Here is a 25,343-nt window from a genome sequence, read left to right on the forward strand (position 1 = left end):
AAAAAAGGAACATGTGATGAACCGCCTGCTGGCGCGCCACTTGGCGCACACCCTGCCCCGCCACGCCACGCGCGGCTTTACGCTGATCGAGCTGCTGGTGGTGATTGCCATCATTGGCCTGCTGGCGGGCCTGGTCGGCCCGGCGGTGCTCAAGCAGTTTGACGGTGCCAAGAGCAAAACCGCCAAAATCCAGATCAGCGACCTGGATCGGGCGATGGATTTGTACAAGCTCGACGTGGGCCGCTACCCCACCAATGCTGAAGGGTTGCAGGCGCTGGTCACCAAGCCCGGTGCGGCCAACGGCTGGAACGGCTCGTACCTCAAAGGCGGTTTACCTGAAGACCCCTGGGGCAACGCCTACCGCTACGCTAACCCCGGCCCCAACGGCGGCATCGAGATCCTCTCGCTCGGGGCTGACAACGCCCCCGGTGGCGAGGGTGAAAACGCCGATTTGCGCAACACCAAATAAAGCATGAACATGACCCGCAGGCGGCTGGCTGCCTGGCCTGCAACGGTCTGGCCAAGGCAGGGGCGACAGTGCACCGCCCCGTGGCGTGCCGTGCGCGGCTTTACCCTGGTGGAGCTGCTGGTGGTGTTTGCCATCGTGGCGTTGATCGTCGGGCTGGTGCCGCTGGCGTTTGGTCGCCTGCTTGAATCGGCGCAGTACCGCGACACGGTGCACGCCGTGCTGATCGACATGCGCGCGGCGCGCCATCAGGCGCAAAGTCAGGGGCGCGAAGCGCGCTTTGCCGTGCACCTGGCCGAGCGGCGTTTTGGCATCGAAGGCGGCACGCAACATGAGGTGCCCGAGCCGTTGGCGCTGCGTGCCACCATGGCCGCGCAAGAGTCGGGCAGTGATGGCAGCATGGCGATCCGCTTTTTGCCGCGCGGCGGCGCCAGCGGTGGCAGTGTGGATGTGCTGCGCCCTTCGGGCGACGGCGTGCGCCTGCGGGTGGACTGGTTCACGGGCCGCGTGGAGCAGGAGCCGATTGCGCCATGACCCTGGTCCGTTGCCGTCAGCGTTGCTTTCAGTGCCGCCTTCAGCGTCCCCTTCAACGCGGCTTTTCGCTGCTGGAAGTGCTGGTGGCCTTTTCCATCGCTGCACTGTCCATCGGTTTGCTGTACCAGGTGATGGGCAACAACGCGCGGCAGGTGGGCGGGCTGGGCCAGCGCGAACGCGCCATGATGCTGGCCGAATCGCTGCTGGCCGCCTACGACACCGTGCCCGCCCAAGGCGTGGACGCGCAGGCGCAAGGTGCGGGGTTTGCCTGGCACGTGCGCAGCCAGCCTTACCCGACACCGGCTGATGGCGTGCTGCAAGCGCCGTCGCTGCATGAATTGCAAGCCCACGTCGAGTGGTTGGATGGCAGCGATGTGCGCAGCTTTCAATTGACCAGCCTGCGGCCCGAACGCCGCCCGCCGCAAGGGGGCCGAGCGCCATGAAGCTGCGCAAGAGCGTTTCTCACGGTTTCACGCTGATGGAGGTGCTGATATCCCTGGTGCTGCTGTCGCTGCTGATGCTCATGCTCACCAGCGCCATCAGCTCCATGGGCCAGACCGAAGAGCGCGTGGAGCAGCGCGTGGCGGTGGCCGACGATTACCGCAGCGCGGTGGATTTTTTAAGCGGTGTGATGAGTCGGGTTTCGGCACGAAAATACCGTTTGACGCAATCAGGATCTGCACAGGATGCTCCTTTTTTTGATGCAAAACCAGACGCCGTGGCCTGGGTGGGCATCATGCCCGCGCGCTACGGCCTGGGTGGGCGGCATTACCTGCGCCTGAGTGTGGAGCCTTCGGCGCAAGGTGGACAGTTGGTGCTGCGTTATGCGCCGTGGACGGGTGCCGCCACGTTCGCCGACTGGGGCAGCGCGGCCGGACAAGTGCTGGCCGCGCCGGTCAACACCTTGTCGCTGCGCTATCAGGAGCCTGCCAGCGGCCAGTGGAGCGCGGCGTGGCCGCCTGCGGGCATGGCAGCGGCCGATTTGCCGCCCACGCTGCTGCCGGAGGCCATCGAGGTGCTGCTGGACGGGCCAGAAACGGCCTGGCCTCCGCTGGTGGTGGCGCTGGCACCCACGCGCGCCAGCGATTCGTCGGCCATGGGCACCACTTTTGGTGGTGGGCGGTAGGTTGATGGGCGCTGCTGCACCCATTGCCCCTTTGATGCCGCAGCGTCGTGCCGCAGGCATGGCGCTGATTGCCGTGCTGTGGATCGTGGCCGCGCTCAGCATCATGGTCACCGGCTTGACCGCCACCGTGCGCCAGCACATTCAGGTGGTGGGCACGCAGCGTGATCAGGCCACCGGCCTGGCGCTGGGCGAAGCCGCCGTGGCCCTGGTGTTGCAGCAAATGCAAGCCAAGGCGAATGAGCGTGTCGAAGGGCTGACCACGGTGCAGGTGGAATACGCAGGTGTGCCGATGGATGTGGAAGTGGCCCCGCTGGATGGCCTGATCTCGCTCAACGGGGCCGACGCCGCCTTGTTCGCCGCCTTGCTGCAAACCACAGGCGGGCTGGCTTCGGGCCAGGCGCAGGCGCTGGCAGATGAGCTGGTGGCGTGGCGCGATGCCCGCTCGGACGGCGATGGCGCGGCCACCCAGCAGCCGCGCCGCTTCGAGGCCCCTGAGGATTTGCTGCTGGTGCCGGGCATGGATTACGCGCTGTACGCGCGCATCGCCCCGCTGGTCAGCGCCGATTTGGCGGGCGTCAGCCGCGTCAACCCCGCTGCTGCCCCGCCCGAGGTGCTGGCGGTGCTGGCGCAAGGCCATGAAGGCCGTGTGGCGCAGTATGTCGACCAGCGCGGCAGCGGCCAGCCCGGTGCCGATACCACTGGTTTCAATCAGGCGTTTGTGGGCACAAGTGGTGCCAATTTGTACCGATTGCAGGTCAAAGTGCCGCTGGATGCAGGCAAAATACTGCGATTGACCCGCGATGTGGCGGTCGGCAGCATTTATTCGCGCACCGCACCTTGGCGCGTTTTGCGCACCGATCGGCAAATCGTGGCGCTTTCCGGCTAAAAACGTGGCCGCTGGCACGCATGAACATCACCCCTGAAGAATCCCCCCGCTTTTTCGGCCTGGACTTGAGCCAGGTGCGCCGCGACTGGCAGGCCGCAGGCGCGCTGCTGCTGTCCTCGCGCGGGTTGCGCTGGCTGGTGCCGCAAGTGCCGCTGAAGCTGCACCGCGCCGATGGTGGCGTCAGCGGCTGGCTGATGCAGCGCGATCTGGCCTTACCGTCTGAACAGGCCTTGAAGGGCGCGCACGCGCAGGCCATCGAGCTGGCCCCTGACCGCGTGCTGGAGCGCCACCTGACACTGCCGCCGTTGTCGCCTGGCGATCTGGCACGCGCGGTGCAACTGGATGTGGGCGCGGCCAGCCCGTTTGCGCCCGATCAAACCGTGTTTGGCTACGCCGTGCATCCGGGCGCGGGCGCGGGTGGGGCTGCCAAGGTGGACGTGGCCATCACCTCGCGCCAGCAGGTCGATGAAGCGCTGCGCGCCGCTGGGGAAGACAGTGCGGGCGGCGGGCAAGCGCAGCCCGAAGTCTGGGCGGGCATCCCCGCCAGTGGCCCACAACGGCCATCCGTCATCCGGCCCATCGTGATGCAAGGCTATGGCGAAGCCACGCGGCAGGCGCAGGTGCGCCGGGGCATTGCCCAGCGCCTGGCCTGGCTGCTGCTGGCGCTGGCGCTGCTGGGCGCGCTGGTGGTCACGCCAGCGGCCTTGGCGCGGCTGCGCGCGCAGCAGGCCCAGCAGGCGTTTGACGCCTTGCGCGGGCAGGCCGCGCCCCAACTGGCGCAGCGCGAAGCGTTGACCGAAAACCTGGAGCGCCAGCGCGTGCTGGGCGAGATGCTGGGCCGCCAGTTGGCCATGCCCCCGGCGCTCGATATGCTGACCCGCGCCTTGCCCGACGGGGCGTGGCTGACATCCATCCGTGTCGAAGAGGCCAAACTGGTGCTCAACGGCCAGGCTGATGACGCAGCGGCGCTGGTGCAGCGCCTGTCCGGCCAGCCCGGCGCGCACGACGTGCGGCTGGCATCGCCCGCCACGCGTGGTGCCGGGGCCAGCAAGGAGAGCTTCATCATTGAAATGAACCTGGACGCGGCGCGCTACGGCGTGGCAGCGCCTAAAACCGCATCCAAAACTGCACCTGAGGCAGCAGCATCTGGCGCAGTGCCTGCAACAGCACCCGAAAGCACCCCCAAAACGGCGGAGGCCACCTCATGACCGGGCGCACCCTGCGTCAGCGCCCCGAGGTGCTGTGGATCGGGCTGGTTGCCGCCGCGCTGCTGGTGGCGGCGGTGTGGGCGGGCGGGTTTGCCTGGGCCAAATACCAACAGGCCCGCGAGCGCCTGGCCGACATTGAGCCGCGCCACGCCCGTTTGGCCGGTTTGCTTCAAAATCAAGAGCTGCTTACGCAGGCTGAAAGCGCGGTCAAGACCAATTTAACCGAATATGTTTACGCCGCCACCGAGGACGCCAACCAAACCGGCAACACCGCCTTGCAGCAAGTGCGCGACATGGCCACCAAACACGGCCTGCGCGTGACCAGCAGTCAGGTGACGCCGCCGCGCGAAGAGCAGGGCTTTGACCGCATCGGCCTGAACCTGCGGGTCGAAGGCGAGTGGCCCCAACTGGTGGCGCTGCTGGGCGATCTGGCCCGGCAACGCCCGCTGGTGCAATACGGCAACCTGCAAATCGGCTCGGTGTATTCGGGCGCGCAGACGGGGCAAAAGGTGTTCGGCTTTTTTGACCTTTATGTGCTCAAGGAGCGCCGCCCATGAGCCAGCGCGTTTCTCCTGCACTGCTGGCCGCCATTGCCGTCATGGCGCTGGCCTTGGCCGGGCTGTGGCTCGCGCCCAGCTCGCTCGCCACCTGGCGACAATGGCAAGCGCCGCCCACGCAAGCGCCCAACCTGGACGACGTACAGGCCGCCGCACTGGTCGCCAACCCGGCTGCCGTCGCCGCCTACCCCGTGGTGCTGGAACGCCCGCTGATGAGTCCCGCACGCCGCCCCCAGGCTGCTGCCAGCGCCGCCAGCGCAGCGGTAGCTGTCCCGACCACCGCCATCGAGCAGATGAAGCTGCGCGGGCTGATCGACGGCCCCGCGCTCAATGGCGTGCTGGTCGAAGAAGGCGCAAAGGGTGAGCAAGCCCGCTTTGTCAAACTGGGCGAACAAGTGGGCGACTGGACGCTGCAAAGTATTCAGGGCCGCAAAGCCACTTTTGCCCGCCGTGGGCAGACCAAGGACATTGAACTTCCCCAGTTGTCGGGGGATCAGGAACAAGGTGCTGCCCAACCCGCTGCGCCTGCCCCTCCCGCCCGTCCCACGGCTCCTGCCCGGCCCGCAAATCCCCCGGCCCGTGCCCAGCCGCCTGCGCCACCTGCCGTGACCGCCTCTGCCCCTGTCCAACGCCCGGCCACCGTCGCCAGCCCGTCCGCGTCCGCGCCTGGGCAGGGCGGCTTCGGGGGTGGCGGATTCGGCGGCGGCAGACGGCCCGCCGTTGCGGCATCCCAGGCCACCCGTTGATCGCACGACGACCTTTTGACGCCCAGCATCCAAGCCGACGCCTTTAATCGACGCTTAATCGACGCATTTATGTCCCAACCCCGTACTTATCCATCGCTTCTCGCGCCCGCGTTGGCATCGGCTCTGGCGGCTTTGCTGGCGGGCTGCGCCCAGCCCGGTATCGCCCCTGCCGATCAACCGGTCGACATGGCGGCTGAAGCGGCCACACCAGCGGTGCCAGCGGCTGCGTCGCCTTCTGCCCCGCCCGTGGCCCCTGTGTTGCCCGCGTCGGCCCCGCTGGCAGCGGCATCCAGCGACCAAGACGCCACCAACATCGAACCTATGGTCATCCGCGGCACCGACCGCGTGGTGGCCGCGCAGCGCCCCTCGGGCAATGCGCCTGCCCGCGGTGCTGTCAGCCGTCTGCAATTTGAAGGCGCGCCAGTGGGCGAGGTGGTCAAGGTCATGCTCAATGACCTGCTCAAAGTCGATTACGTGGTACACCCGCCATTGAATGGCGCAGTCACGCTGACCACGCGCCAAACGGTGAATGCCGACCGCGCCCTGCTGCTGCTGGAAGCCGCTTTGCAGGCCAATGGCATCGTCATGGCGCGCGACAGCCGGGGCACCTACCACGTGGGCACGCCCGAAACCCTGCGCGGCATCGTCAGCGCGCCCGTGCTGGCTGAAGCTGGCAAACCCCTGCCGCCGGGTTATGGCGCGGTCATCATCCCCTTGCAGTACCTGGGCGCGGGCGAGATGGCCAACATCTTGCAGCCGCTGGTGTCGGGCGACGCCATCTTGCGCGTGGACACCATGCGCAACATCCTCGTCATGCGCGGCACCCGCGCCGAGGCCGAAGGCTGGCTGGATCTGGTCAGCACGTTCGACGTCAACCTGCTGCGCGGCATGTCGGTGGGCGTGTTCCCGCTCAAACACACCACGGCGGCAGATGTCGAAGCCGCCTTGCAGATGATGTCGGGCGGTGCGGCATCGGCCGGTGCGGCCAGCGCCGTGGCGGGCGCGGGCGGGCGCGGACAGCCGGGTGTCGCGTCGTCGGGCACGGCGCGCTCGGCAGCGGGCAACGCCAGCACGGCGGTGGGCAGTGGGGCGCAAGCGGGCGCTGCCGGTGCGGCAGGGCTGGGCGCATCCAGCCCCCTGTTTGGCGCGCTGCGCGTCATGCCCATCGAGCGCATCAACGCCGTGATGGTGGTCACCCCGCGCGCGGCGTATCTGGATGAGGTGCGTTACTGGATCGAGCAGTTTGACCGCCCCAACCTGAAAAGCGGCGAGCCGCAATTGTTCGTCTACAAAATCCAGAACAGCTCGGCCAGCCATCTGGCGGAGCTGATCAACGGCATTTATGGCGGCACCACATCCGCCCAGCCCGCCGCCACCGGCGTGGCACCGGGCCTGAGCGCTTCCACCGGCAGCACTGGAAGTGGCATTGGTGCCAACCGTTCGTCCCTGGGGTCTACATCGTCGTCGTCCACCGGCCTGAGCAGCCTGGGCAGTTCCATGGGCAGCAGCTCGATCAACAACCGTCTGGGCAACAACACGCTGGCGCAGCGCAACGCGCAGCAGGCCGGGGGGAATGTCACGTCGGTGTCGCTGGACCAGAACGTGCGCGTGATGGCCGACAAAATCAACAACACCCTGCTGGTGTATGCCACGCCGGGCGAATACCAGCGCATCGAGGCCACGCTCAAGCGCCTGGACATTCAGCGCGCGCAGGTGCTGATCGAAGCGTCGATTGTCGAAGTCACCTTGAGCGACGGCCTGGAATACGGGCTGGAATGGAGCTTCAACAACAGCGTGGGCAGCAGCCATACCGGCTCTGGCGTCATTGGCAGCGCCGCGGCCGGGGCGCTGGCCGCCACCGGCGCAGGTTCGGGCGGGTTTACCTACACCTTGAGCAGCGCCACTGGCATCCGGGCGGTGTTGAGGGCGCTGGCGCAAAAGTCGCTGGTCAAAGTCATCTCCAGCCCCTCGCTGATGGTCATGGACAACCACACCGCCGCCATTCAGGTGGGCAACCAGGAGCCGGTCAACATCGGCACCACCACCGTCAGCGGCAGCACCACGGGCATTACCAGCTCCACATCCATTCAATACAAAGACACGGGCGTCATGCTGGACGTCACGCCATCCATCAGCGCGGGCGACTTGATCACGCTGGACGTCAATCAAATGGTGACCGATCTGGGGCCGGACTCTACCTCGGGGAAGACCGATGGCTACCCCACCTTCATGCAGCGGCAAATCACCTCCAAGGTGGCCGTGCGCTCGGGCGAAACCATGGTGCTGGGCGGCTTGATCAAAGACAATTCATCGCGCGGCAAATCCGGCGTGCCTTTGCTGTCGCAACTGCCCGGCATCGGCGCGCTGTTTGGCTCCACCGAACAAGCATCGGCCCGCACCGAACTGCTGGTGGTGCTGACCCCGCGCGTGGTGCGCTCCGACGAGGACGCCCGCGCCGTCAGCCGCGAGCTGCGCGAACGCATGCGCGGCCTCACCGCATCGGGGCTGCGCACGCCCCCCATTTCTACCAACCAGGAGTAAGCAAACCCCATGAACACCCTGCAAATTTCTGCCGCCCCCCGCCGCCTGGCGCTGGCACTGCTGGCCGCTCTGGCGCTGGCAGGCTGCGCCAACATCGGCCGCACCCCTGAAGAAGTGGTGACCCAGCGCGTTGAGCAGCGCTGGGACGCGCTGATTGCCGGTAACTTTGAAAAAGCCTGGGAATACACCCAGCCGGCCTACCGCGGCGCGGTCAAGCAGGCCGACTACCGCAAACAGTTTGGCTCGGCAGCGCAATGGCGCGGCATCCAGGTGCATTCGGTCGAGTGCGAGGCCGAGCGCTGCAAGGTGCGCATCCGCCTGACCACGCGCATGCTGATGCCGCCGTTTCGCAACCAAGAAGTGTCTACCGCCATCGACGAAGTGTGGGTGCGCGAAGACAGCCAATGGTGGTTCTACCAAAGTTTTTAACCGTGCCCCAGGCATTGGGCCGCCCCGCATTGGGTCGCCCGGTTGTCACTAATTCGCAACAGGCCGCACATATTTCACAACCGCTCAGGTGCCGACTGATTGAAATGCCCGTCAGCGCCGTGGTAGCATCCGAGGGCATTTCCAAGATTCGCTTGGGTCTTGCAACCACTTTTTTCCTAATGGAGTCATAGCTATGAAAAAGAGCATTCTGGCGATCGGTGCTGCAGCCGTCGTTGGCGGTCTTGGCTTTGCCGGTTCGGCCCAAGCCGTTGTTTTGTTTGGTGATGTTGCTGCTACGCCACGTTCGCCTCTGGTTGCTGCTACCGACGTTGTGCAGAACCCTGGTTCGATCGGTCACTTCTTGTTTGCGCCGTACTTCACGGCCAACGAGAGCATGAACACGCTGATCGCCATCACCAACACCGACGAAACCAACGGCAAGGCCGTGAAGGTGCGCTTCCGCGGCGCGGCCAACTCGGACGACGTGCTGGACTTTACCGTGTTCCTGTCGCCTGGCGACGTGTGGACCGGCAGCGTGGCGCGCGACGGTAACACCAACCACGCCGTGATCACTACCGAAGACAATTCCTGCACGATCCCCGTGGCCGCCGACTGGCCTGGCGTGTTCAGTGCCAACCGTCTGGGTGGCTTCCTGAGCAGCGACGTGGCCGCCGCCAACACGCGCGAAGGCTATATCGAAGTGTTGAACATGGCCGACATTCCGCCAAGCACCGTGACGGGATCGCTGTACAAAGGCATCAAACACGTGAATGGTGAGGCACCTTGCAGCAGCATTCCTTACGCCGACATGCTGAGCACGACCGTAGATGATGCGACCAATGCTTCGGCTCACGGCCTGGCAGCACCTTCGGGCGGCCTGATGGGTACTTGGGGTATCGTTGATCACACCCAGATCGCCATGTTCAGCGGCAACATGACGGCCATCACGGCTTCCAGCGCTGTGGATGTTGCATCCGGCACCACCACCAGCGGCTACGGCTACATTGCCTTTGCGCCGCAAGTGGGCTTGACCGCTACGCAAGCCGTGGTGGATGCCAATACGGCCGATCCGCTGTTGACGACCACTGGTATCGCCATCTCTGGCATCACGCCGCTGTGGTATGACCTGCCCGACATGTCGACGCCGCTGACGTCGACGTATGCGCACCCAGGTCTGCAGGCTGATCGCCTGTCGGCCACGCTGGCCAAAGGCCAGATCTACAACGATTACATGGCCACGGCTTCTGGCGCTGCCCTGGCGCTGCAAACGGACTGGGTGGTGTCACAACCTACCCGTCGCTACCATGCTGCAGTGGCCTATGGCACAACGGCTGCAAGCTCTGTGCCTGTGTATGTGGACCACTCTGCCGCAGTTGTGGGTACGGCCGATACTTCTGTGACAACCGCAACCGGTCTGTACAGCAGCCTGAACCTGAACACGGCGCTGGCCAATGGCCCCATGCTGTGCCTGGGTGTGGCGTTCTCGTCGGCTGACCGTGAAGAAACCTTCACGACGCTGGGCGGCAGCTTCTCTCCTGGTGTGACCAGCCCGTACTGCGGCGAGGTGTTCACCGTCAGCTTTGGTGCCACGAAAGTGCTGCGCCCCAACCTGACCAACCGTACCGTGACGCCTGTGGGCGAATACGGCTGGGCGCGTCTGGCACTGCCTACCGCTGGTACAGCTTTGCCGATGGTCGGTTTCGCCGCCTCTGGCCACACCAGCACCAATGGCAACTACGGCATGACCCTGCCACACCGTTGGGGCAGCAACTGATAGGTTGATATGAGTCGCATTGCCTGATCTGGGCAATGCATTCAAAACACCTGTAAAAGGGCGGGATGAATTTCCCGCCCTTTTTTTGTATGCAACGCACGCGCGATCACGATGGGCCGTGTGCGTTTGCTTCGGCCCAGATGCGTTTTGATATGGCAGGCTTTGTGACAAGCCGACACACGGTTGGCGTTGAACTCTTTAAGCTTTGCGCCGGTCAAACCGGGTTCTTTTAGTATCATCGCCAAGCCGTATGCGGCGGCGTTGATGGCGTAATGGGGGCTTGATGTGCACCGCACGATGATGGTTGCCCGTGCTTTGATTGGAGTAGCAAGTTGAGTAAAGTTGGTGTTCACGTTTTGGTGGCGCGCCACTGGCGCGCTTTGGGGGTGTTGGCGGCAACGCTGGTGGCGGCCAGCAGCGTTGCAATAGGGCAAACCAACGTGGGGCAGGCGCAAGCCGCCAATGCCGCACAGGTCAGTGCGGTGCAGTCGTTTGCGCCGGAAGACGTGCTGGTTTCTGGCCCCGCCGGACGTGTGACCCGCGCTGAGCTGGAAATGGTGGTGCCGGATTTGGTGCCACCCGAGGATCAGGCGCGTTTTTGGCGCTCGCCCGATGCGGTGATCAACATGGCGCGCGGCTTGTACACACGCCGGGCGCTGGCGCAAGAAGCCGTGCGCGAGGGCCTGGACAAAACGCCGCAAGCTGCCACGCAACTGCGCCTGAAGCAAGACCAGGTGCTGACAGATTTGTTGCTGCAGCAAAGGGTGACGGCCGCAACGCCCGATGCGGCGGCGCTGGATCGCATGGCGCAATCCGAGTACCGCGCCCATCCGGAGCAATTCACCAGCCCGGAAGAAGTGCGCGTGCGGCATATTTTGCTGCCGGTGGCCCCTGACGGCAGCAACGATGCAGCGGTCAAGGCCGATGCGCAGGCATTGATCGGGCAGTTGAAAAACGGCGCTGATTTTGCCGCGCTGGCCAAAGCACGCTCGGTAGACCGCGGCAGCGCACAACGCGGGGGCGATATTGGTTTTTTTGCCAAAGGCAAAATGCTGCCCGAGTTTGAGTCTGCGGCGTTTGCCTTGAAACAGGTGGGAGATTTGAGTGCGCCTGTCAAAACCAAGTTTGGCTATCACATCATCGAGTTGCGTGAACGCAAGCTAGGTGAGGTCAAAACATTCGAGCAGGCGCTGCCTGAGCTGCGTGCAGAACAATTGCACAAAGTGGATACCCGCGCGCGTCGCTCGGCATGGGAAAAAGGTGAGGCTGGTGCCCAGGTGGATGAAGCGGGCATTAAAAGCTGGTTGCAAAACCGGGCACAGATCAACTGATGCAGCCCAAGGGCCTGATTGAGAGAAAAACAAACCCAGGCCCACATCAAAACACACCATGATCAGGTCTGCGCTGGGTGCCGAATGTGCCCAACTGTGGCGGCTGCGGGCATTGCTGGGAGTGCTGACGCGGCGTGAACTGGTGGCGCGCTTTGCGGGGTCTGCTGGTGGTTTGTTATGGGTGTGGCTGCCGCCGCTTTTGACGGTGGCGGCGTATTACCTGGTTTTTGATGTGGTGTTTGGCATGCGCCTGGGCGGGCAAGCGCCCACGGCGCGCGTGGGCACTTATCTGATTGTCGGCATGCTGGCCTGGATGGCTTTTGCCGATGCCACGCAGCGGGGTATGAACAGCCTGATCGAAGCGGGAGGCTTGTTGCAAAAAAACCCGCTGCCGCCGGGCTTGTTTCCGGCGCGCGCCGTGTTGGCCAGCCTGCTGGTTTATGCGCCTTTGCTGCTGGTGTTGATGCTGCTGTACGCTGGTGCGCACCGCTTTACGCCGGGGGTGTGGGCGGTGCCTGTGCTTTTGCTTTGTCAGGGCATGTTGACATTTCTATTGGCCTATTTATTGGCCATATTGGCCGCTGCCCTGCGCGATGTGATGCAGGTGGTGGGCGTATTGCTGTCTTTGGGGGTGTTTTTGTCGCCGGTGCTGTTTCCGGTCGATTTGTTTCCGCAAGCGTGGCGCTGGCTGTTGTGGCTGAACCCGATGACCGCGCTGGTGCTGGGTTACCAGTCTGCTTTGTTGCAAGGGGCCTGGCCTTCGTGGGATGTGTGGCTGGCCATTGGGGCATGGGTGGCTTTGCTGGCAGCTTTGTTGTCTGTGGCCTTGGTGCGCAGCCGCGACCAGTTGGTGGACTGGCTGTGAGTGGGACTGCTTTGCCATCAGAGCACGCTGTTGGTGCGATGCCGTTGCGCCTGGAAGGGGTGGGCAAGGAATACAAAATCTACGATTCGCCACGCGCACGGTTGCGGGCGTTGCTGACGGGGCATGCACAGCACCGCAGCCATTGGGCGCTGCGCGACGTGTCGTTTGAGTTGCCACGTGGGCAGTGCCTGGGCGTGGTGGGCAGTAACGGTGCGGGCAAAAGCACCCTGCTGAAATTGATCACGGGCACGCTTCAGCCTAGCCAGGGCGTGGTGCAACGACAAGGGCGAATTACGGCCATTTTGGAGTTGGGGGCGGGCTTTCACCCGGATTTCACGGGGCGGCAGAACTTGTATTTTGGCGGCAGCCTGATCGGTATCGAGCATGAAGAGATGGCCCGGCTGGAGCCTGAGGTACTGGCCTTTGCAGAGATTGGCGAGGCGATTGACCGGCCCGTGAAGACCTATTCATCTGGCATGGTGGTGCGGCTGGCGTTTGCCATGGTGACGGCAGTGCAGCCAGATTTGCTGATTATTGATGAAGCGCTGGCGGTGGGAGACCAGCATTTTCAGAAAAAATGCGTGGCGCGAATTGCCGCGTTTCGGCAAGCAGGGTGTACCGTCCTGTTTTGTTCGCACAGCCTTTATCACGTGCGGCATTTGTGCGATGCCAGCCTTTGGCTGGATCAGGGGCAAGTGCAAGCGCTGGGGGAAACGGACGATGTGCTGGCCGCGTATGAAGCTTATGTGCGCAAGCTCCAGATGCCCTCAGGTGTGCATGACGAGACGATGAAGGCACAGCAGCAAGCCAAGACAGCGACTGAAAATAATGCCGACGCAGTTGTTGCCAAAGGACGTGGCGAAATTCTGGCTTTGGCTGTGACGGGGCTTCAAAATGCCGCAAAGGAGGCAGAGGTGCCTTGGCTGCCAGGGCCGGATTTGCAATTGACTGTGCAGGTGCGCGCACCGGATGATGAGCCGCCGCCCAGCATCGGGATTATGCTGGAGCAGGTGAATGGGGTGGGTATTACTTCAGTCACCACGCATGCCGATAACGTCGTGCCGCAACGGGTAAAAGCCGGCGTTTGGCAGTCGGTGCTGACCTTCCCGGACTTGCCACTGCACAGCGGTGAATATGTGTTGAGTGTTTATCTTTTTGATGCGCAAGGATTGGTGATTTATGACCAATGGATGCACAACCAGTCATTCAAGTGGCGCTATGCCAGTATGGTGCCAGGGCTGGTGCGGTTGCCTCACCATTGGGCATGAAGCGTGACGACTGATCTGACAAGCTGGCAGAAATTGCGCATGCGCACAAAAAATGAGTTGCGCGATGTGATCGAGCTGGTGTTGGTGCCAGGACTGGCGGCTGTGCTGCCGTGGCGATGGTGCTTTCGCTTGTACCGCTGGCTGGCCGCGCACTGCCACTGGCTATACCGCGAATCTTGCGATCGGGCGTTGCGAGAAGCGGCCACACGAATTGACGTGGGCGATGCAAAGCGGTGGCTGATGGAGCGTCGGCTGGTGACTTTGGTTGACCATGCGGACTATTACCTTGGGCATTGGCGCTCAGATCGCTGGATGGACCAACATCTGAGTGTGGAAGGCGCGTGGCCAGAGTCTGGGGCCACCCTTTTATGCACCTTTCACTGGGGTGCGGGCATGTGGGGGTTGCGGCATGCGGCGCGCAGCGGTATCCATGCGCATGCCCTGGTGGCGGCAACCGAGGGGGCGCATTTTGTCCGGCGCACGGTGATGCACCGTTATGCGATTGCGCGAACGCGAGAGGTGGCGCGCGCGTTGCGTCGCCCTACCTTTGATGTGAGTGCTTCGCTGCGACCTGTAATCAGGGCATTGCGAGATGGATCGCCGGTGCTGGCGGTGGTTGACATCCCGGCCGATGAGGTGGATGTCAGCCATGAGGTGAGTTTGCTGGGCATGCGCACGCGAATGGCCCAGGGCATGCTGCGGCTGGCTGTTGACCAGCAATTGCCGGTGGTGGTTTATCTGACGGGTATCCGACTGTCCGATGGGCACAGGTTTTTGCGAATACACCGCCTGCCGGTGTGTGCCAGCGTGTCTGAACTGCTGCCGCAGGTGTTTGTATGGCTTGAACGGGCGCTGCAAGAAGACGGCGTGCAATGGCATTTCTGGGGTGAAGCGCCGCGTTTTTTTGTTGATGTGCCGCCAACTGTGAAATAACACAACGCAGATGGGGTCTTTGTTGACTTGGGCGCAACGAATGGCGGTGTTGCGCTCAGGCGCGGCCAAATCAATGCCGCAGCCAGCTTTTGACCCGGGTTTGCCAATGCAGGGGAATGGCGCGGGCGATGGGGCCGAGTGCGGGGGCGGCGCGCAGGCGGGCTAGCATTTCCAGTGCTTGGCCTTTGAGGCCGGTGGCTAAGCCAGTGTCTGCGGCGGGCAAGAAGGGTGCGAGCGTTTCGGCTGAGATGCTTTGTGGGGCCAGCGCAGGCAGTGGGTTCAGGTAAGTGTCGGCATACCAGTTTGAGGGCTGTGCCTCAAAGGCGCGCGTGGATGTTAGCTTGGTGTCGCTGGTCCATGGCGCGATGGGTTCGGGGCTTTGGGCGATGGCGAAATTTTGGCTGCGCACCAGGGTAAAAAAGTCCAGCCATTGCTGCGGGGTCTGGCTCCAGGGTTGTACCCAGCTCCAATGGCGCCCGGCCAGGCGCTCGGCAAAGGCCCCCAGATCAGGCACCACCACCGGCCAGCCGCCCAGCAGGCAGGCCGACAGGGTGTAGCTGTAGCTTTCGGGCCATTGGGCGGGAAACCACACCAGATCAGGTTGCAGCCAGTGCAGCAGTTCGGGCAAGTCGCGTTCGTCGTAACGGCCATGCACTGTGAGTCGGGCATGTGGCTGGGTTTGCAAGGTGCGATAGCCGTAACCCAGCAAGTGGAACTCTACCGGCGCGTTTTGCTTGCGGGCGGCGATGGCGGCGCTTTCGAGGATGTCTGCGCCTTTGATGGTGCTGAGCGCACCGATGACGGCCACGCGCAGAGGACGGTCGTTGAGTAGTTGTGCCGGTTGAGGCACGGGCTGTGCCAGTGCCGGATCGATATCGGTGTGCGGCACCAGCCGCAGCGGCGCGCCCGGCACCACGGCCAGCAGCCGCGTGAGCATGTCGCGCGAGGGCGAGAGGACGTAGCGCGCGCTGTTCAAAAGGCTGGCGTGGTGCTGCCGCCAGGCCACTAAATCGGGGTCGTGGCTGACCGGGTGCACCAAGGGATCATTGGCTGCGCAGTAGTTGCCGCTGCGGTCGGTAAGCGTAATGTCGGGGTCGGCAAAGTAAAAGTCGTGCGCGGTGAAGTCGTGGCTGATGCCCAGGCGGGCGGGTAACTGCTCAACAAACTTGCCATGACCCAGCAGGTGGTGAAAGTGCACATGGCATACGCCCAACTGGCGCAGCAGCGCCAGCAGTTGGTCGCCCTGGGCGGGCAGGCTGAAGACCAGCTCGAAACCTTCACCAGCCCCCGGCAGGCGCAGACTCAGGCATTTGCCGGGCTGTGGGCGCAGCACCAGAAATTGCGCGCGGTCGTGCAGCAACTCGGCCAGCTCAAAGACGTGGCGCTCAGTGCCGCCAGCGCGGTCGTGCATGACGGCCAGGATGACCGGGCGGTTGGTATTTTGAATACGGGCAATGTCCACTGCGGCGCGTGCCAAGCGCGCGGGATCATCGCGCACAAAGCGCAGTACATCGCGTTCGTAGTGGGGATGCAGGCGGCGCAGCGTGTCCATGGCTGCGCGCTCGCGCGGGCTTTTGCTATCGCCAAAACTCACGCCGCCAAAGTGGCGCACAAAGGTGTCGAGCACGTGCAGGTTGCGCCATCCGGCGCGGGCGGCGCGGATGCAAAAGTCGTTTTCTTCGCCGTAGCCTTTGCCAAAGTTGTCGACGTCGAACAGGCCCACCTGCTCCAGCGCCGCGCGGCGGATGTACATGCAAAAACCGACGCCAGTGGGCACGTCCACCACTTGGCCTGCATTGGCGCGGGCAAACAGGGTATCAAGTTGCGCCGTGCTCCAGCCTGGGGGCAGGGCATTGTCTTTGCAAAACAGCGGGTAGCTGCAAATGGTGGCGTTGTTGGAAAACGGCGTGACGGAGGCCACTTTCTGGTCGCTGTAGGCGGCGGCGCGGATGCGATCCAGCCAGGTGCTGGCCACTTCGGTGTCGCTGTTGAGCAGCAACACGTCGTGCTGGCGCGAATGCGCCATGCCACGATTAACGGTGCCGACAAACCCGAGGTTCTCTTCGTTTTCGAGCAGCACGATGCGCGGATCGCGGGGCGCAAAAGCGCGCAGCCATTCGGTGACTTCTGACTCAGGGCTGGCGTCGTTGATGACGATCAAGCGCCATTCGGTGGCGGGCGTGGAGGCCAGGACGGACTCAAGGCAGCGGCGGGTGTCTTCAAGCCCTTTGTAAACCGGCACGATGATGTCCACCGGAAGATCGGCCGGTGCCAGTGGTTGCGAGGGGGGGCGCTGTGCCTCGACTTTGGGGCGGGCTGAGCCGACGCCCAGCAGGCGGTCGATGCGCATCTTCATGTTCACGATGGGGCGGGTGGCGCGAAATACGGTGGAGTTTTCGATGTCGTGAACCAGTTGGGTGGCGTCGTCACGTTCGCGGCTGAGGGTCTGGATTTGCGCCAGAAGCGCTTGTTTTTGGCTGCGCAGGTGCTCGCTTTGCTGTTCCAGACTTTGGCGTGTGTCCCGCTCCATGTGTGCTTGTTTCGTTTGGGTATTCAGTTGCAGTTGGAGAGCATCTTGGGCCAAACGGGCCTGGTCGGCGGCAAGCCGGGCTTGGGCCACACGCAATTCGGTGTGGCCAGCCAAAGCCAGGTAATCGGCCGACATGGGCCAGCCCAAAGTGACTTCAAGTGCACCGCCTTGGGCATGCGCAAGGGCCGCTTTGGGGATGGGTAGCTTGATCCATGGGTCTTTGCCATGCAGCAGCAGGGCATACGGCGCACCTGCAAGGCCCGGCGGCTGCGCCACGATACCGTCCATGGGGGTTTGCGCCATGGCGGCCACGTCGTGCGGTGTCCAGTGCCACAGCGGTTGCTGCCTGTGATCCAGCAGGCGGATTGCATGCAAATGCACGTAACCGTTTCGATCGGCGGGGTCAAGGCGCAGCCCGGACAGCGGGGCGTCTGTTGGGAGGGCAAAGCGCACGGTTTGGTGCAGATTGCCAATCACGCCGGTTTGGGTGAGTTTGCGGCCTTCGTCAAAACTGCCGTTTTGCCCCAGATAAAGTTGAGTGATGAACAAGGCTTGCGCGGGCAGTGGGGCATCGGCAGGCAGTGGGGTGGCGGGTTGCTCGCCTTCATGCAGCGCACGGCCAACCACGATGAATTGGTAGGTCAGGCTGTCGGGCAGGGCCAGCAAGTGGCGCGCCACAGGTTCAGCCAGGGCGTCAAAGGCGACTTGAAATTCCGAGTCGGGCAGGGGCCGCTGCACGGTGTCCACCTGCTCGGCGGCCCAGCCGTTGTCGCTTAAAAAGCGCATCAGCGTGCGTCGGGTGAAAAAGCGCACATGGGTTTCGTCCAGCAGCCCTTCAGGGCGGTAGCGAAATTCGCCCGCCATCAGCTCGGCCACCAGGCCGCTGTAGCCCACGTTGGGAATGGACAGCAGCACGCGCCCCTGCGGTGCCAGCAGCGTTTTGCAGGCGGCCATTACCTGGGCGCTGTGAACAATGTGTTCCAGCACGTCGGCGCAAACGATGAAGTCGTAGCTGCCACGCGCGAACACGTCGGTCAGTTGCACCTGATCCAGATTGGCGACTTCAACGCGGCGGTAATGCGTTTGGGCCAGTTGCGCCTCGTCGGCGCTGATGGTCAAGCCGTCGATGGGGCCTGCGTGGGCACCATCGCGCTCGGCAATAAAACGCCCCAGCGCGCCGCTGCCGCAGCCCAAGTCCAGCACGCGCGCACCAGCCGTGATGTGGCTGGCGAGCAAGGACAGGGAGGTTCGTTCGTCCGCCCGGATTTCGCGGGCGTAAACATGCAAGGCGGGTGGCGTGGCAGACATGAAACCAAGGGTGACAAAAGCGCCGGATTCGGCTGATGCGGCCCATGTGAAAGTGGTCTTGAATGCTACCATGCAGCTTCCTATAAAAACGAGCGTTGACAAGTGCTTGCACGTGTTGGCGCATGCCGTTCAAAGCGGGGCTTGAAGAGGCTTTGTGATGCATGGCAGAGGGTTGACTCGCATGAGGTTGTGTCCCTGAATGATTTCTTTGGCGCTGCTGGCGTTTGTGGTGTCTTTGGTGCTCACTTTGTGGGTGCGCCGCGTTCTTCTTCGGTATGCCGGAGCCTATGCCGATGACGCGCCCCAACGCTTTCACTTTGGGCATACCTCGCGCATGGGCGGGCTGGGCCTGTTGCTGGGCTGGGGGCTGGCGTTGGCCGCGCTGCCCTTGCTGCAATGGGCGCACATGGCAGGCAATATCGACAGCGCGCGGCTGCAGCTGCCGATGTGGCTGCTGATGCTGTTGCCCGCATTTGCCGGCGGCGTGCTGGAAGACATGACCCAGCGCATGACGGTGCGTTGGCGTTTGCTGCTGACGCTGACTTCCGGTGTGCTGGCTTGCAGCCTGCTGGGGGCTTCGGTCACGCATCTGGGGTTCGCGTGGCTGGACCAGTACTGGAGCGCCGCGCCCTGGCTGGGGGTGGCGCTGGCGGTGCTGGCGGTGTCGGGTCTGCCACACGCGTTCAACATCATTGATGGCTACAACGGCCTGGCGGGCATGGTGGCGCTGGTGGTGTGCTTGGCCCTGGCACACGTGGCCTTGCAGGTGGGAGACCGCGAATTGGCCGCGATATCCGTGGCCTTGGCCGCAGCAACAGCCGGTTTTTTGGTGTGGAACTATCCGCGCGGGCTGATTTTTGCAGGCGATGCGGGGGCGTACCTGTGGGGGCTGGTGATTGCCTCCGTCAGCTTGCTGCTGGTGCAGCGCCATCCTGTGGTGTCGCCGTGGTTTCCGGTGCTGTTGCTGATCTACCCCATCTGGGAGACGCTGTTTTCGATTTACCGCAAGCTCTGGCGCGGGGTGTCACCGGGCATGGCCGATGCACTGCATTTGCACCAGTTGGTGTACCGGCGTCTGGTGCGCAGCGTGTTGCATGAAGACGAGGCCAAAAACATGCTGGCGCGCAACAACCGCACTGCGCCGTATTTGTGGAGCTTTGTGGTGCTGACGGTGGTGCCAGCACTTCTTTTTTGGCGTTACACCGGTGTGCTGATGGTGTTTTGCCTGCTGTTTGTGATCAGTTACGTGGGGGCTTATTTGATGCTGGTGCGCTTTAAAGTGCCGCGGATGTTTCAGCCGTCGCGCTACTGAGTTTTATCATCGGCAGTTTTAAGTTTGTCACCTATTTCTTGAGCAAGGCTTGACCATCCATGAGCACTGATTTGTCCCATCTGGGTCCGTACGACAAGGCCCACATCCTGGCTCAGGCACTGCCGTACATCCGCAAGTTTCACGGCAAGACCATGGTCATCAAATACGGCGGCAATGCCATGACCGAGCCTGCGCTGCAAGCGGCTTTTGCCGAGGATGTGGTGTTGCTGAAGCTGGTGGGCATCAACCCGGTGGTGGTGCATGGCGGCGGCCCGCAGATCGAAACAGCGCTCAAACGTCTGGGCAAGCAAGGGAAGTTCATCCAGGGCATGCGCGTGACCGATGCCGAGACGATGGAAGTGGTCGAATGGGTGCTGGCCGGCGAGGTGCAGCAAGACATCGTGGGCATGATCAGCCAGGCGGGTGGCAAGGCGGTGGGGCTGACCGGGCGTGATGGCGGACTAATGCGTGCGCGTAAGCTGAAAATGGTTGATCAAAAAGACCCCAGTCTTGAACACGACGTGGGCCAGGTGGGCGATATTGTTCAAATTGACCCGGCGGTGGTCAGCGCTTTGCAGGATGACCAGTTCATTCCGGTGGTCAGCCCGATTGGCTTTGGCGAGCAAAATGAAAGCTACAACATCAATGCTGATGTGGTGGCCGCCAAGCTGGCCACGGTGCTGCAAGCTGAAAAACTGTTGATGTTGACCAATATTCCCGGCGTGCTGGATCAAAACGGCCAACTGCTGCCCGAGCTGACGCCGCGCCGCATTGACGAATTGGTGGCCGACGGCACCATCTCTGGAGGCATGATCCCCAAGATCAGCGGCGCGCTGGATGCGGCCAAAAGTGGCGTGCATGCCGTGCACATCATCGATGGGCGCGTGCCGCACGCGATGCTGCTTGAAGTGCTGACCGACCAGGCGTTTGGCACCATGATCCGCTCGCACTGATGTACTGATGCAATCATGGTCAAGGCGCTGGTGTCCAAGCTGCGGCATCCCAATAGTTTGGGTACGGGTAGGCGGCGGCACCCCCCCTAAACAGGCGCTGCAATTGACCGAAAGGGGCGCTTGCGGCGCATGAATGACGGGTGTCTGGCCAGCCTTGTGCGAGAATCATTTGGAAACATTCGCGTAAGTCATGGATTCTGCCGACGACCGAACCAAGAACATGCCCGACCCGGAGGAGACTGCCGCGTCCGCAGGCACCCGTAAGCGCCCAAAGCCCGGAGAGCGCCGGGAGCAGATTCTGCAAACGCTGGCGCAAATGCTGGAGCAGCCCGGCGCTGACCGAGTGACCACCGCCGCATTGGCCGCGCGCCTGGCAGTGAGTGAAGCGGCCCTGTACCGTCACTTTGCCAGTAAGGCGCAAATGTTTGGGGCGCTGATCGACTTCATCGAAACCAGCGTGTTCGGCATGATCAACCAGATTGCCGAGCGTGACGAGACTGGATCAGCCAAAGCGGCGCACATCGTGCGCATGGTGTTGCAGTTTGGCGAGAAAAACCCCGGTATGACCCGTGTGATGGTGGGCGATGCCCTGGTGTTCGAGCATGAACGCCTTCAGCAGCGCATGAACCAGTTGTTCGACAAAGTCGATGCGGCGCTGCGCCAAAGCCTGCGCAACGACATGGCAGGCAGTGGCACACTCACGCCCGATGCTGATGCGCAAGTGACGGCATCGGTATTGACGGCCTTTGTGGTGGGGCGTTTGCAGCGGTTTGCCCGCTCAGGATTTCGCCATCTGCCTTCCGATCATCTGGATGCCTGTTTAGTCAAAATTTTGTAAAAAATCACGGCCAGTGACCGTTGATATTGCACTGCATAACGCAACTGACCGGTTTGTTCAGTGCAAGCGACCGGCTTCAGTGAATGCAGGCGCATATGCTCAAACCGCCACTGCGGGATGTTCGTTGCACCGGCTGTCTGTCAGACCATGCCATCGGTCAGCAAAATGCAATGAAAGGTAAACACTCACATCAAATGTGCTTTTTGTGCACGAGAATGCATGTGGCAGTTTGATTTTTAATGCATTTTGTTTTCAGGGAGATGCCTCATGAAGAAAACGATGACAGCCGTGGCCGCAGCTGGTTTGATGGCTTTGACGGGTGCTGTTCAGGCGCAAGTGATTGACACCAATGATCCTGCGCTTGTGGGACCTTATACCGTCGCCGCTGACGGGTGGGTCAGCGTGGTCGTTGATGGGGCAGGCGGCGGCGGTGGCGGTTATGACGGCTGTCTTACTTGCGTTCCCCCGGTGAATGGCACTGGCGGCGCAGGTGGTGCTGGCGCTCGTGTCACGGCCACCATCAGGGTGCTGGCGGGTGACGTGATCACTGCGGATATCGGTTTGGCTGGTGGGGGCGGTACGTACAATGACCGCAACGCAGCTGTCAGCCCTGGCCCCGGTTTGGGTGGTGCGGGTGGTGCAGGCTCTGGCGCGGGCGGCGCTGGCGGCAATTCAGGGGATGACTACGCAGGCGGCGGCGGCGGCGGCGGCGGCGGCGCTTCGCGCGTCACCGTAGGTACAGCGGTGGTGGTTGCTGGCGGCGGCGGCGGTGGCGGCGGTGGCAGCGGCAATGATACAGGGGCGCTGCCCAGTCTGGATGGTGAGGCTGGCCATTCTGGTTCGACCACATTAGGCACTGCCTCAACGTGTTTGACGGCCGATGTGGGTGGTGCAGGAGAGGTATATACCAGCGCCCTTGCTGGTGTTGGGGTAGATGCAGATGGCGGTGGTGGTGGCGGCGGTGGCGGCGGCTACACCGGAGCAGTGGGTGCGGGCGGCGCGTACGGCATTGATGGCGCGGTACCGCCTCCGGCTGCACAGGTGGCCGGTGGCGGCTTCGGCGGCGGCTCTTGCTATTACACCAGTGGCAGCAACACGTTTTATGGCACGGCCAGCGCATCGGCTGCGGGCGGTGCGGGTGGCACAGGCGGGCCAGACGCAGCCACCGCAGGTACTGCAGGGTCCTCGGGCCGAGTTGTGGTGATGCTGGTGGCAGACCCGTCCATCACAGCGGCTGGTGGCGTAACCGCTGTGCCCACAATGAGCCAATGGGCCATGTTGTTGATGAGTGGCTTGCTGGGCATGTTTGGCTGGCGACGTATGCGCCGTAATCAGCGCTGATCGGATGGGGCACGGGTTGCGCCCCACCTGATTCACAACCGCGCACAGCGATGTGTGCGGTTTTTTAATGTGTGGCTTTTGTGTGGAAGATGCCATGACACACGTGACCCTATCTGGAGGTTGACTGCAAATGCCCGTTTATCGGTCTTGCGTGGCTGTCTCAATTCCTGCCCATCCTGCTTGGGGATAACGTTTGCCTTGCACTGCAGCGGGTGCAAACACGGCTTCGATCTGGGTCATTTGCTCAGGACTCAGCGTCACACGGGCGGCACCGATGTTTTCTTCCAGCCGGGCGATGCGGCGCGTGCCAGGGATGGCGATGGCGTGGGGTTGTTTGATCAGCAACCAGGCCAGCGCCAGTTGGGCATTGGTGACGCCCCAGCTTTTCGCCAGCGCACTCAGGCGCTCGACCAACTGCGCGTTGGCGGCGGCGGCGGTGCCTTGAAAGCGCGGGTTGTGGGCGCGAAAGTCTTGTGTGCTCAAAGCGGCGGGGTCAAGCTGGCCGGTAAGAAAGGCGCGGCCCAGCGGGCTATAGGCCACGAAGGCGGTATCTTGCTTGGCACACAGGGGCAGCAACTGGTCTTCAGGTTCGCGGCTCCAGAGCGAGTATTCGGTTTGCAGCGCGGCGATGGGGTGCACGGCGTGGGCGCGACGCAAGGTGTTGGCGCTAACTTCCGACAGGCCCAGCGCGCGCACTTTGCCTGCGCGCACCAGCGCGGCCATGGCCCCCACCACGTCTTCAATCGGCACGGCCGGGTCACGCCGGTGGCAGTAGTACAGGTCAATTTCATCCACCCCCAGGCGCTTGAGCGACGCCTCGCAAGCGCTGCGAATGTAGGCGGGCGAGTTGTCGATGCGCCGCTCGTACTGTCCCGCTTGGCGCACGATGCCGAACTTGGTGGCCAGCACCATGCGTGCGCGCCGATCAGGACCACCATCGGCGATAAAGCGGCCCAGCAACGCCTCATTGGCACCCAGGCCGTAGGTGTCGGCGGTGTCGAACAGCGCCACGCCCAAATCCAGCGCATGTGCCAAAGTGGCCAGCGATTCGGTGTCGTTGCTTGCGCCGTAAAACTCGCTCATGCCCATGCAGCCCAAGCCAATGGGAAAGACAGGCGGCAGGGTTGTGCCCAGAGCGCGTGGTGCTGAAGTCGTCATGGATAGAAGCCCGTGTGCAGTGCTTGAAGTCATGGCGTGCAGTTTAGATAAAAGCGCATCAATTGATAATGGCTCAAGCATTCAATGTACTGGTGAGTCATGTTCATGAATAAACCGATAGTCGCGCTGCCTTTGCCTGAACTACAAGCTTTTGCAGCGGTGGCTCAGGCGCGCAGTTTCCGGCAGGCAGCCGAGCGGCTTGGGGTAACGCCCTCGGCGTTGAGTCACAGCGTGCGGGCGCTGGAAGTGCGCTTGAATCTGCGCTTGCTGCACCGCACCACGCGCAGCGTGGCCCCTACGGAAGCGGGCGCACATGTACTGGCGGTGCTGGCACCTGCACTGGCCGAAATTCGGCACGCCATAGACGATGCTGTATCGCAGGCCAGCACACCCCAGGGTTTGCTGCGCTTGAGTGCGCCGCGCGCGGCGACTGAGCTGGTGCTGCAGCCGCTGGTGACGGGTTTTTTGCAAGCCCATCCACGCATGGCCGTGGAGATGGCGGGTGACGATGCGCTGGTGGACATTGTGGCCACAGGGTTTGACGCCGGGGTGCGTTTTGGCGAAAGCCTGCAAGCCGACATGGTGGCGCTGCCTATAGGTACGCCACAGGGCTTTGCCATTGTGGCCGCGCCCGCCTATCTGGCTGCGCATGGCGTGCCGACCACGCCGGACGAATTGGCACGCCATCGCTGTATTCGCCAGCGTTTTCCCAGTGGCCGGGTCTACGCCTGGCAATTGGCCCGCGGGGCCAAGACGGTGCAGGTACAGGTGCAAGGCCAACTGACGTTGAGCGATGGTGCTCAGGGCGTGGCGGCGGCCAGGGCTGGTCTGGGCCTGGCCTATGTGCACGCCGCATTGGTCGCTCCGGAACTGGCCGCCGGGCGGTTGGTGCAGGTGCTGGCTGACTGGACGCCACCACCGGAGCAGTTGTACCTGTATTACCCCAGTCGTCGCCTGCAATCGGCGGGTTTGCAGGCGTTCATTGACTGGGTGCGGCAGCCGGTGGTAGCGTGATGGTCTGCACTCAGCACATTTTCACAACGCTTTTGAGAGTTAATGTATGCCTGCAAGGCGATGTACATAGGGTTGCCGCGGACGTTCCAGATGTCATCCTGGATCCGGCAGTTGGACGCATCCGATGGTGCTGTGATCGGCGTGCCAGGTAAGACGCGAGGACGCTGCGGGCTTTCTGCCCGCAAGAACGGAGCAACGCCGCATGGTGCCCGATCTTCGGTGGAT

At 63.1% G+C, this 25,343-nt stretch carries 23 protein-coding genes; 20 read left to right on the forward strand and 3 right to left on the reverse strand.

Annotated features, from left to right (window positions below; genetic code table 11):
- Positions 1–16 precede the first annotated feature (16 nt).
- The 11 genes from gspG (at position 17) to ACK5NW_RS09395 (ending at position 10,267) form a co-directional block, all read left to right on the forward strand.
- Positions 17–469, forward strand: coding sequence for a type II secretion system major pseudopilin GspG (gene gspG / locus ACK5NW_RS09345; protein ID WP_416927332.1), 453 nt, complete (start codon positions 17–19; stop codon positions 467–469).
- Between the two features lie 3 nt (positions 470–472).
- A complete protein-coding gene (locus ACK5NW_RS09350; protein ID WP_416927334.1) occupies positions 473–1,000 on the forward strand; it encodes a pilus assembly FimT family protein in 528 nt (175 codons plus the stop codon).
- A complete protein-coding gene (locus ACK5NW_RS09355) occupies positions 997–1,443 on the forward strand; it encodes a type IV pilus modification PilV family protein (protein ID WP_416927336.1) in 447 nt (148 codons plus the stop codon). The genes ACK5NW_RS09350 and ACK5NW_RS09355 overlap by 4 nt, the downstream gene beginning before the upstream one ends.
- Positions 1,440–2,126, forward strand: a complete 687-nt coding sequence (locus ACK5NW_RS09360) for a prepilin-type N-terminal cleavage/methylation domain-containing protein (protein WP_416927338.1) — start codon at positions 1,440–1,442, stop codon at positions 2,124–2,126. The genes ACK5NW_RS09355 and ACK5NW_RS09360 overlap by 4 nt, the downstream gene beginning before the upstream one ends.
- A gap of 34 nt (positions 2,127–2,160) precedes the next feature.
- On the forward strand, positions 2,161–3,012 hold the full coding sequence (locus ACK5NW_RS09365; RefSeq protein ID WP_416927340.1) for a general secretion pathway protein GspK: 852 nt from the start codon (positions 2,161–2,163) through the stop codon (positions 3,010–3,012).
- Between the two features lie 20 nt (positions 3,013–3,032).
- A complete protein-coding gene (locus tag ACK5NW_RS09370; RefSeq protein WP_416927342.1) occupies positions 3,033–4,220 on the forward strand; it encodes a PilN domain-containing protein in 1,188 nt (395 codons plus the stop codon).
- Entirely contained in the window at positions 4,217–4,777 is a 561-nt protein-coding gene (gene gspM / locus ACK5NW_RS09375; protein WP_416927344.1) for a type II secretion system protein GspM, read from the forward strand. Before ACK5NW_RS09370 ends, gspM begins: the two co-directional genes overlap by 4 nt.
- Positions 4,774–5,523, forward strand: coding sequence for a hypothetical protein (locus tag ACK5NW_RS09380; RefSeq protein WP_416927346.1), 750 nt, complete (start codon positions 4,774–4,776; stop codon positions 5,521–5,523). Before gspM ends, ACK5NW_RS09380 begins: the two co-directional genes overlap by 4 nt.
- Positions 5,524–5,592: 69 nt before the next feature.
- Entirely contained in the window at positions 5,593–8,064 is a 2,472-nt protein-coding gene (gene gspD / locus ACK5NW_RS09385; protein WP_416927348.1) for a type II secretion system secretin GspD, read from the forward strand.
- A gap of 9 nt (positions 8,065–8,073) precedes the next feature.
- Positions 8,074–8,493: a hypothetical protein gene (locus tag ACK5NW_RS09390; RefSeq protein WP_416927350.1), complete on the forward strand. Its 420-nt coding sequence runs from the start codon at positions 8,074–8,076 to the stop codon at positions 8,491–8,493.
- Between the two features lie 193 nt (positions 8,494–8,686).
- On the forward strand, positions 8,687–10,267 hold the full coding sequence (locus ACK5NW_RS09395) for a hypothetical protein (RefSeq protein WP_416927352.1): 1,581 nt from the start codon (positions 8,687–8,689) through the stop codon (positions 10,265–10,267).
- Between the two features lie 41 nt (positions 10,268–10,308).
- Here the strand turns inward: ACK5NW_RS09395 and ACK5NW_RS09400 are convergent, their stop codons facing one another.
- A complete protein-coding gene (locus ACK5NW_RS09400) occupies positions 10,309–10,620 on the reverse strand; it encodes a hypothetical protein (RefSeq protein WP_416927354.1) in 312 nt (103 codons plus the stop codon).
- Here ACK5NW_RS09400 and ACK5NW_RS09405 point away from each other — a divergent pair.
- Genes ACK5NW_RS09405 through ACK5NW_RS09420 form a run of 4 tightly spaced genes read left to right on the forward strand, consistent with a single transcriptional unit; the run spans position 10,600 to position 14,664 of the window.
- A complete protein-coding gene (locus ACK5NW_RS09405; RefSeq protein ID WP_416927356.1) occupies positions 10,600–11,598 on the forward strand; it encodes a peptidylprolyl isomerase in 999 nt (332 codons plus the stop codon). The two genes, ACK5NW_RS09400 and ACK5NW_RS09405, sit on opposite strands and share 21 nt — an antisense overlap.
- 58 nt (positions 11,599–11,656) lie before the next feature.
- Positions 11,657–12,463 (forward strand): ABC transporter permease, encoded by an 807-nt coding sequence (locus tag ACK5NW_RS09410; protein WP_416927358.1) that lies wholly within the window; start codon positions 11,657–11,659, stop codon positions 12,461–12,463.
- Between the two features lie 38 nt (positions 12,464–12,501).
- A complete protein-coding gene (locus ACK5NW_RS09415; RefSeq protein WP_416927386.1) occupies positions 12,502–13,731 on the forward strand; it encodes an ABC transporter ATP-binding protein in 1,230 nt (409 codons plus the stop codon).
- Between the two features lie 39 nt (positions 13,732–13,770).
- Positions 13,771–14,664 (forward strand): hypothetical protein, encoded by an 894-nt coding sequence (locus ACK5NW_RS09420; RefSeq protein WP_416927360.1) that lies wholly within the window; start codon positions 13,771–13,773, stop codon positions 14,662–14,664.
- Positions 14,665–14,734: 70 nt separating this feature from the next.
- Here the strand turns inward: ACK5NW_RS09420 and ACK5NW_RS09425 are convergent, their stop codons facing one another.
- Positions 14,735–18,502, reverse strand: a complete 3,768-nt coding sequence (locus ACK5NW_RS09425) for a methyltransferase domain-containing protein (RefSeq protein ID WP_416927362.1) — start codon at positions 18,500–18,502, stop codon at positions 14,735–14,737.
- Between the two features lie 199 nt (positions 18,503–18,701).
- Between ACK5NW_RS09425 and ACK5NW_RS09430 the strand changes: the two genes are divergently transcribed.
- From ACK5NW_RS09430 to ACK5NW_RS09445, 4 genes are all read left to right on the forward strand, one after another.
- A complete protein-coding gene (locus ACK5NW_RS09430; RefSeq protein WP_416927364.1) occupies positions 18,702–19,814 on the forward strand; it encodes a glycosyltransferase family 4 protein in 1,113 nt (370 codons plus the stop codon).
- A gap of 59 nt (positions 19,815–19,873) precedes the next feature.
- Complete coding sequence (gene argB, locus ACK5NW_RS09435; RefSeq protein ID WP_416927366.1) at positions 19,874–20,767, forward strand: acetylglutamate kinase; 894 nt, start codon at positions 19,874–19,876, stop codon at positions 20,765–20,767.
- 190 nt (positions 20,768–20,957) lie between these two features.
- Complete coding sequence (slmA, locus tag ACK5NW_RS09440; RefSeq protein WP_416927368.1) at positions 20,958–21,605, forward strand: nucleoid occlusion factor SlmA; 648 nt, start codon at positions 20,958–20,960, stop codon at positions 21,603–21,605.
- Between the two features lie 267 nt (positions 21,606–21,872).
- The gene (locus ACK5NW_RS09445; protein WP_416927370.1) at positions 21,873–22,946 is read left to right on the forward strand and encodes an IPTL-CTERM sorting domain-containing protein; all 1,074 of its coding nucleotides are present in this window, start codon (positions 21,873–21,875) and stop codon (positions 22,944–22,946) included.
- Positions 22,947–23,084: 138 nt separating this feature from the next.
- On the opposite strand, the gene ACK5NW_RS09450 is transcribed toward ACK5NW_RS09445, so the two are convergent.
- Positions 23,085–24,104: an aldo/keto reductase gene (locus tag ACK5NW_RS09450; protein ID WP_416927372.1), complete on the reverse strand. Its 1,020-nt coding sequence runs from the start codon at positions 24,102–24,104 to the stop codon at positions 23,085–23,087.
- A 105-nt stretch (positions 24,105–24,209) separates the two neighbouring features.
- Between ACK5NW_RS09450 and ACK5NW_RS09455 the strand changes: the two genes are divergently transcribed.
- The gene (locus ACK5NW_RS09455) at positions 24,210–25,118 is read left to right on the forward strand and encodes a LysR family transcriptional regulator (protein WP_416927374.1); all 909 of its coding nucleotides are present in this window, start codon (positions 24,210–24,212) and stop codon (positions 25,116–25,118) included.
- Positions 25,119–25,343 lie beyond the last annotated feature (225 nt).

It is taken from the genome of Ottowia sp., from assembly GCF_047975795.1.
Taxonomy (GTDB): Bacteria; Pseudomonadota; Gammaproteobacteria; order Burkholderiales; family Burkholderiaceae_C; genus Ottowia.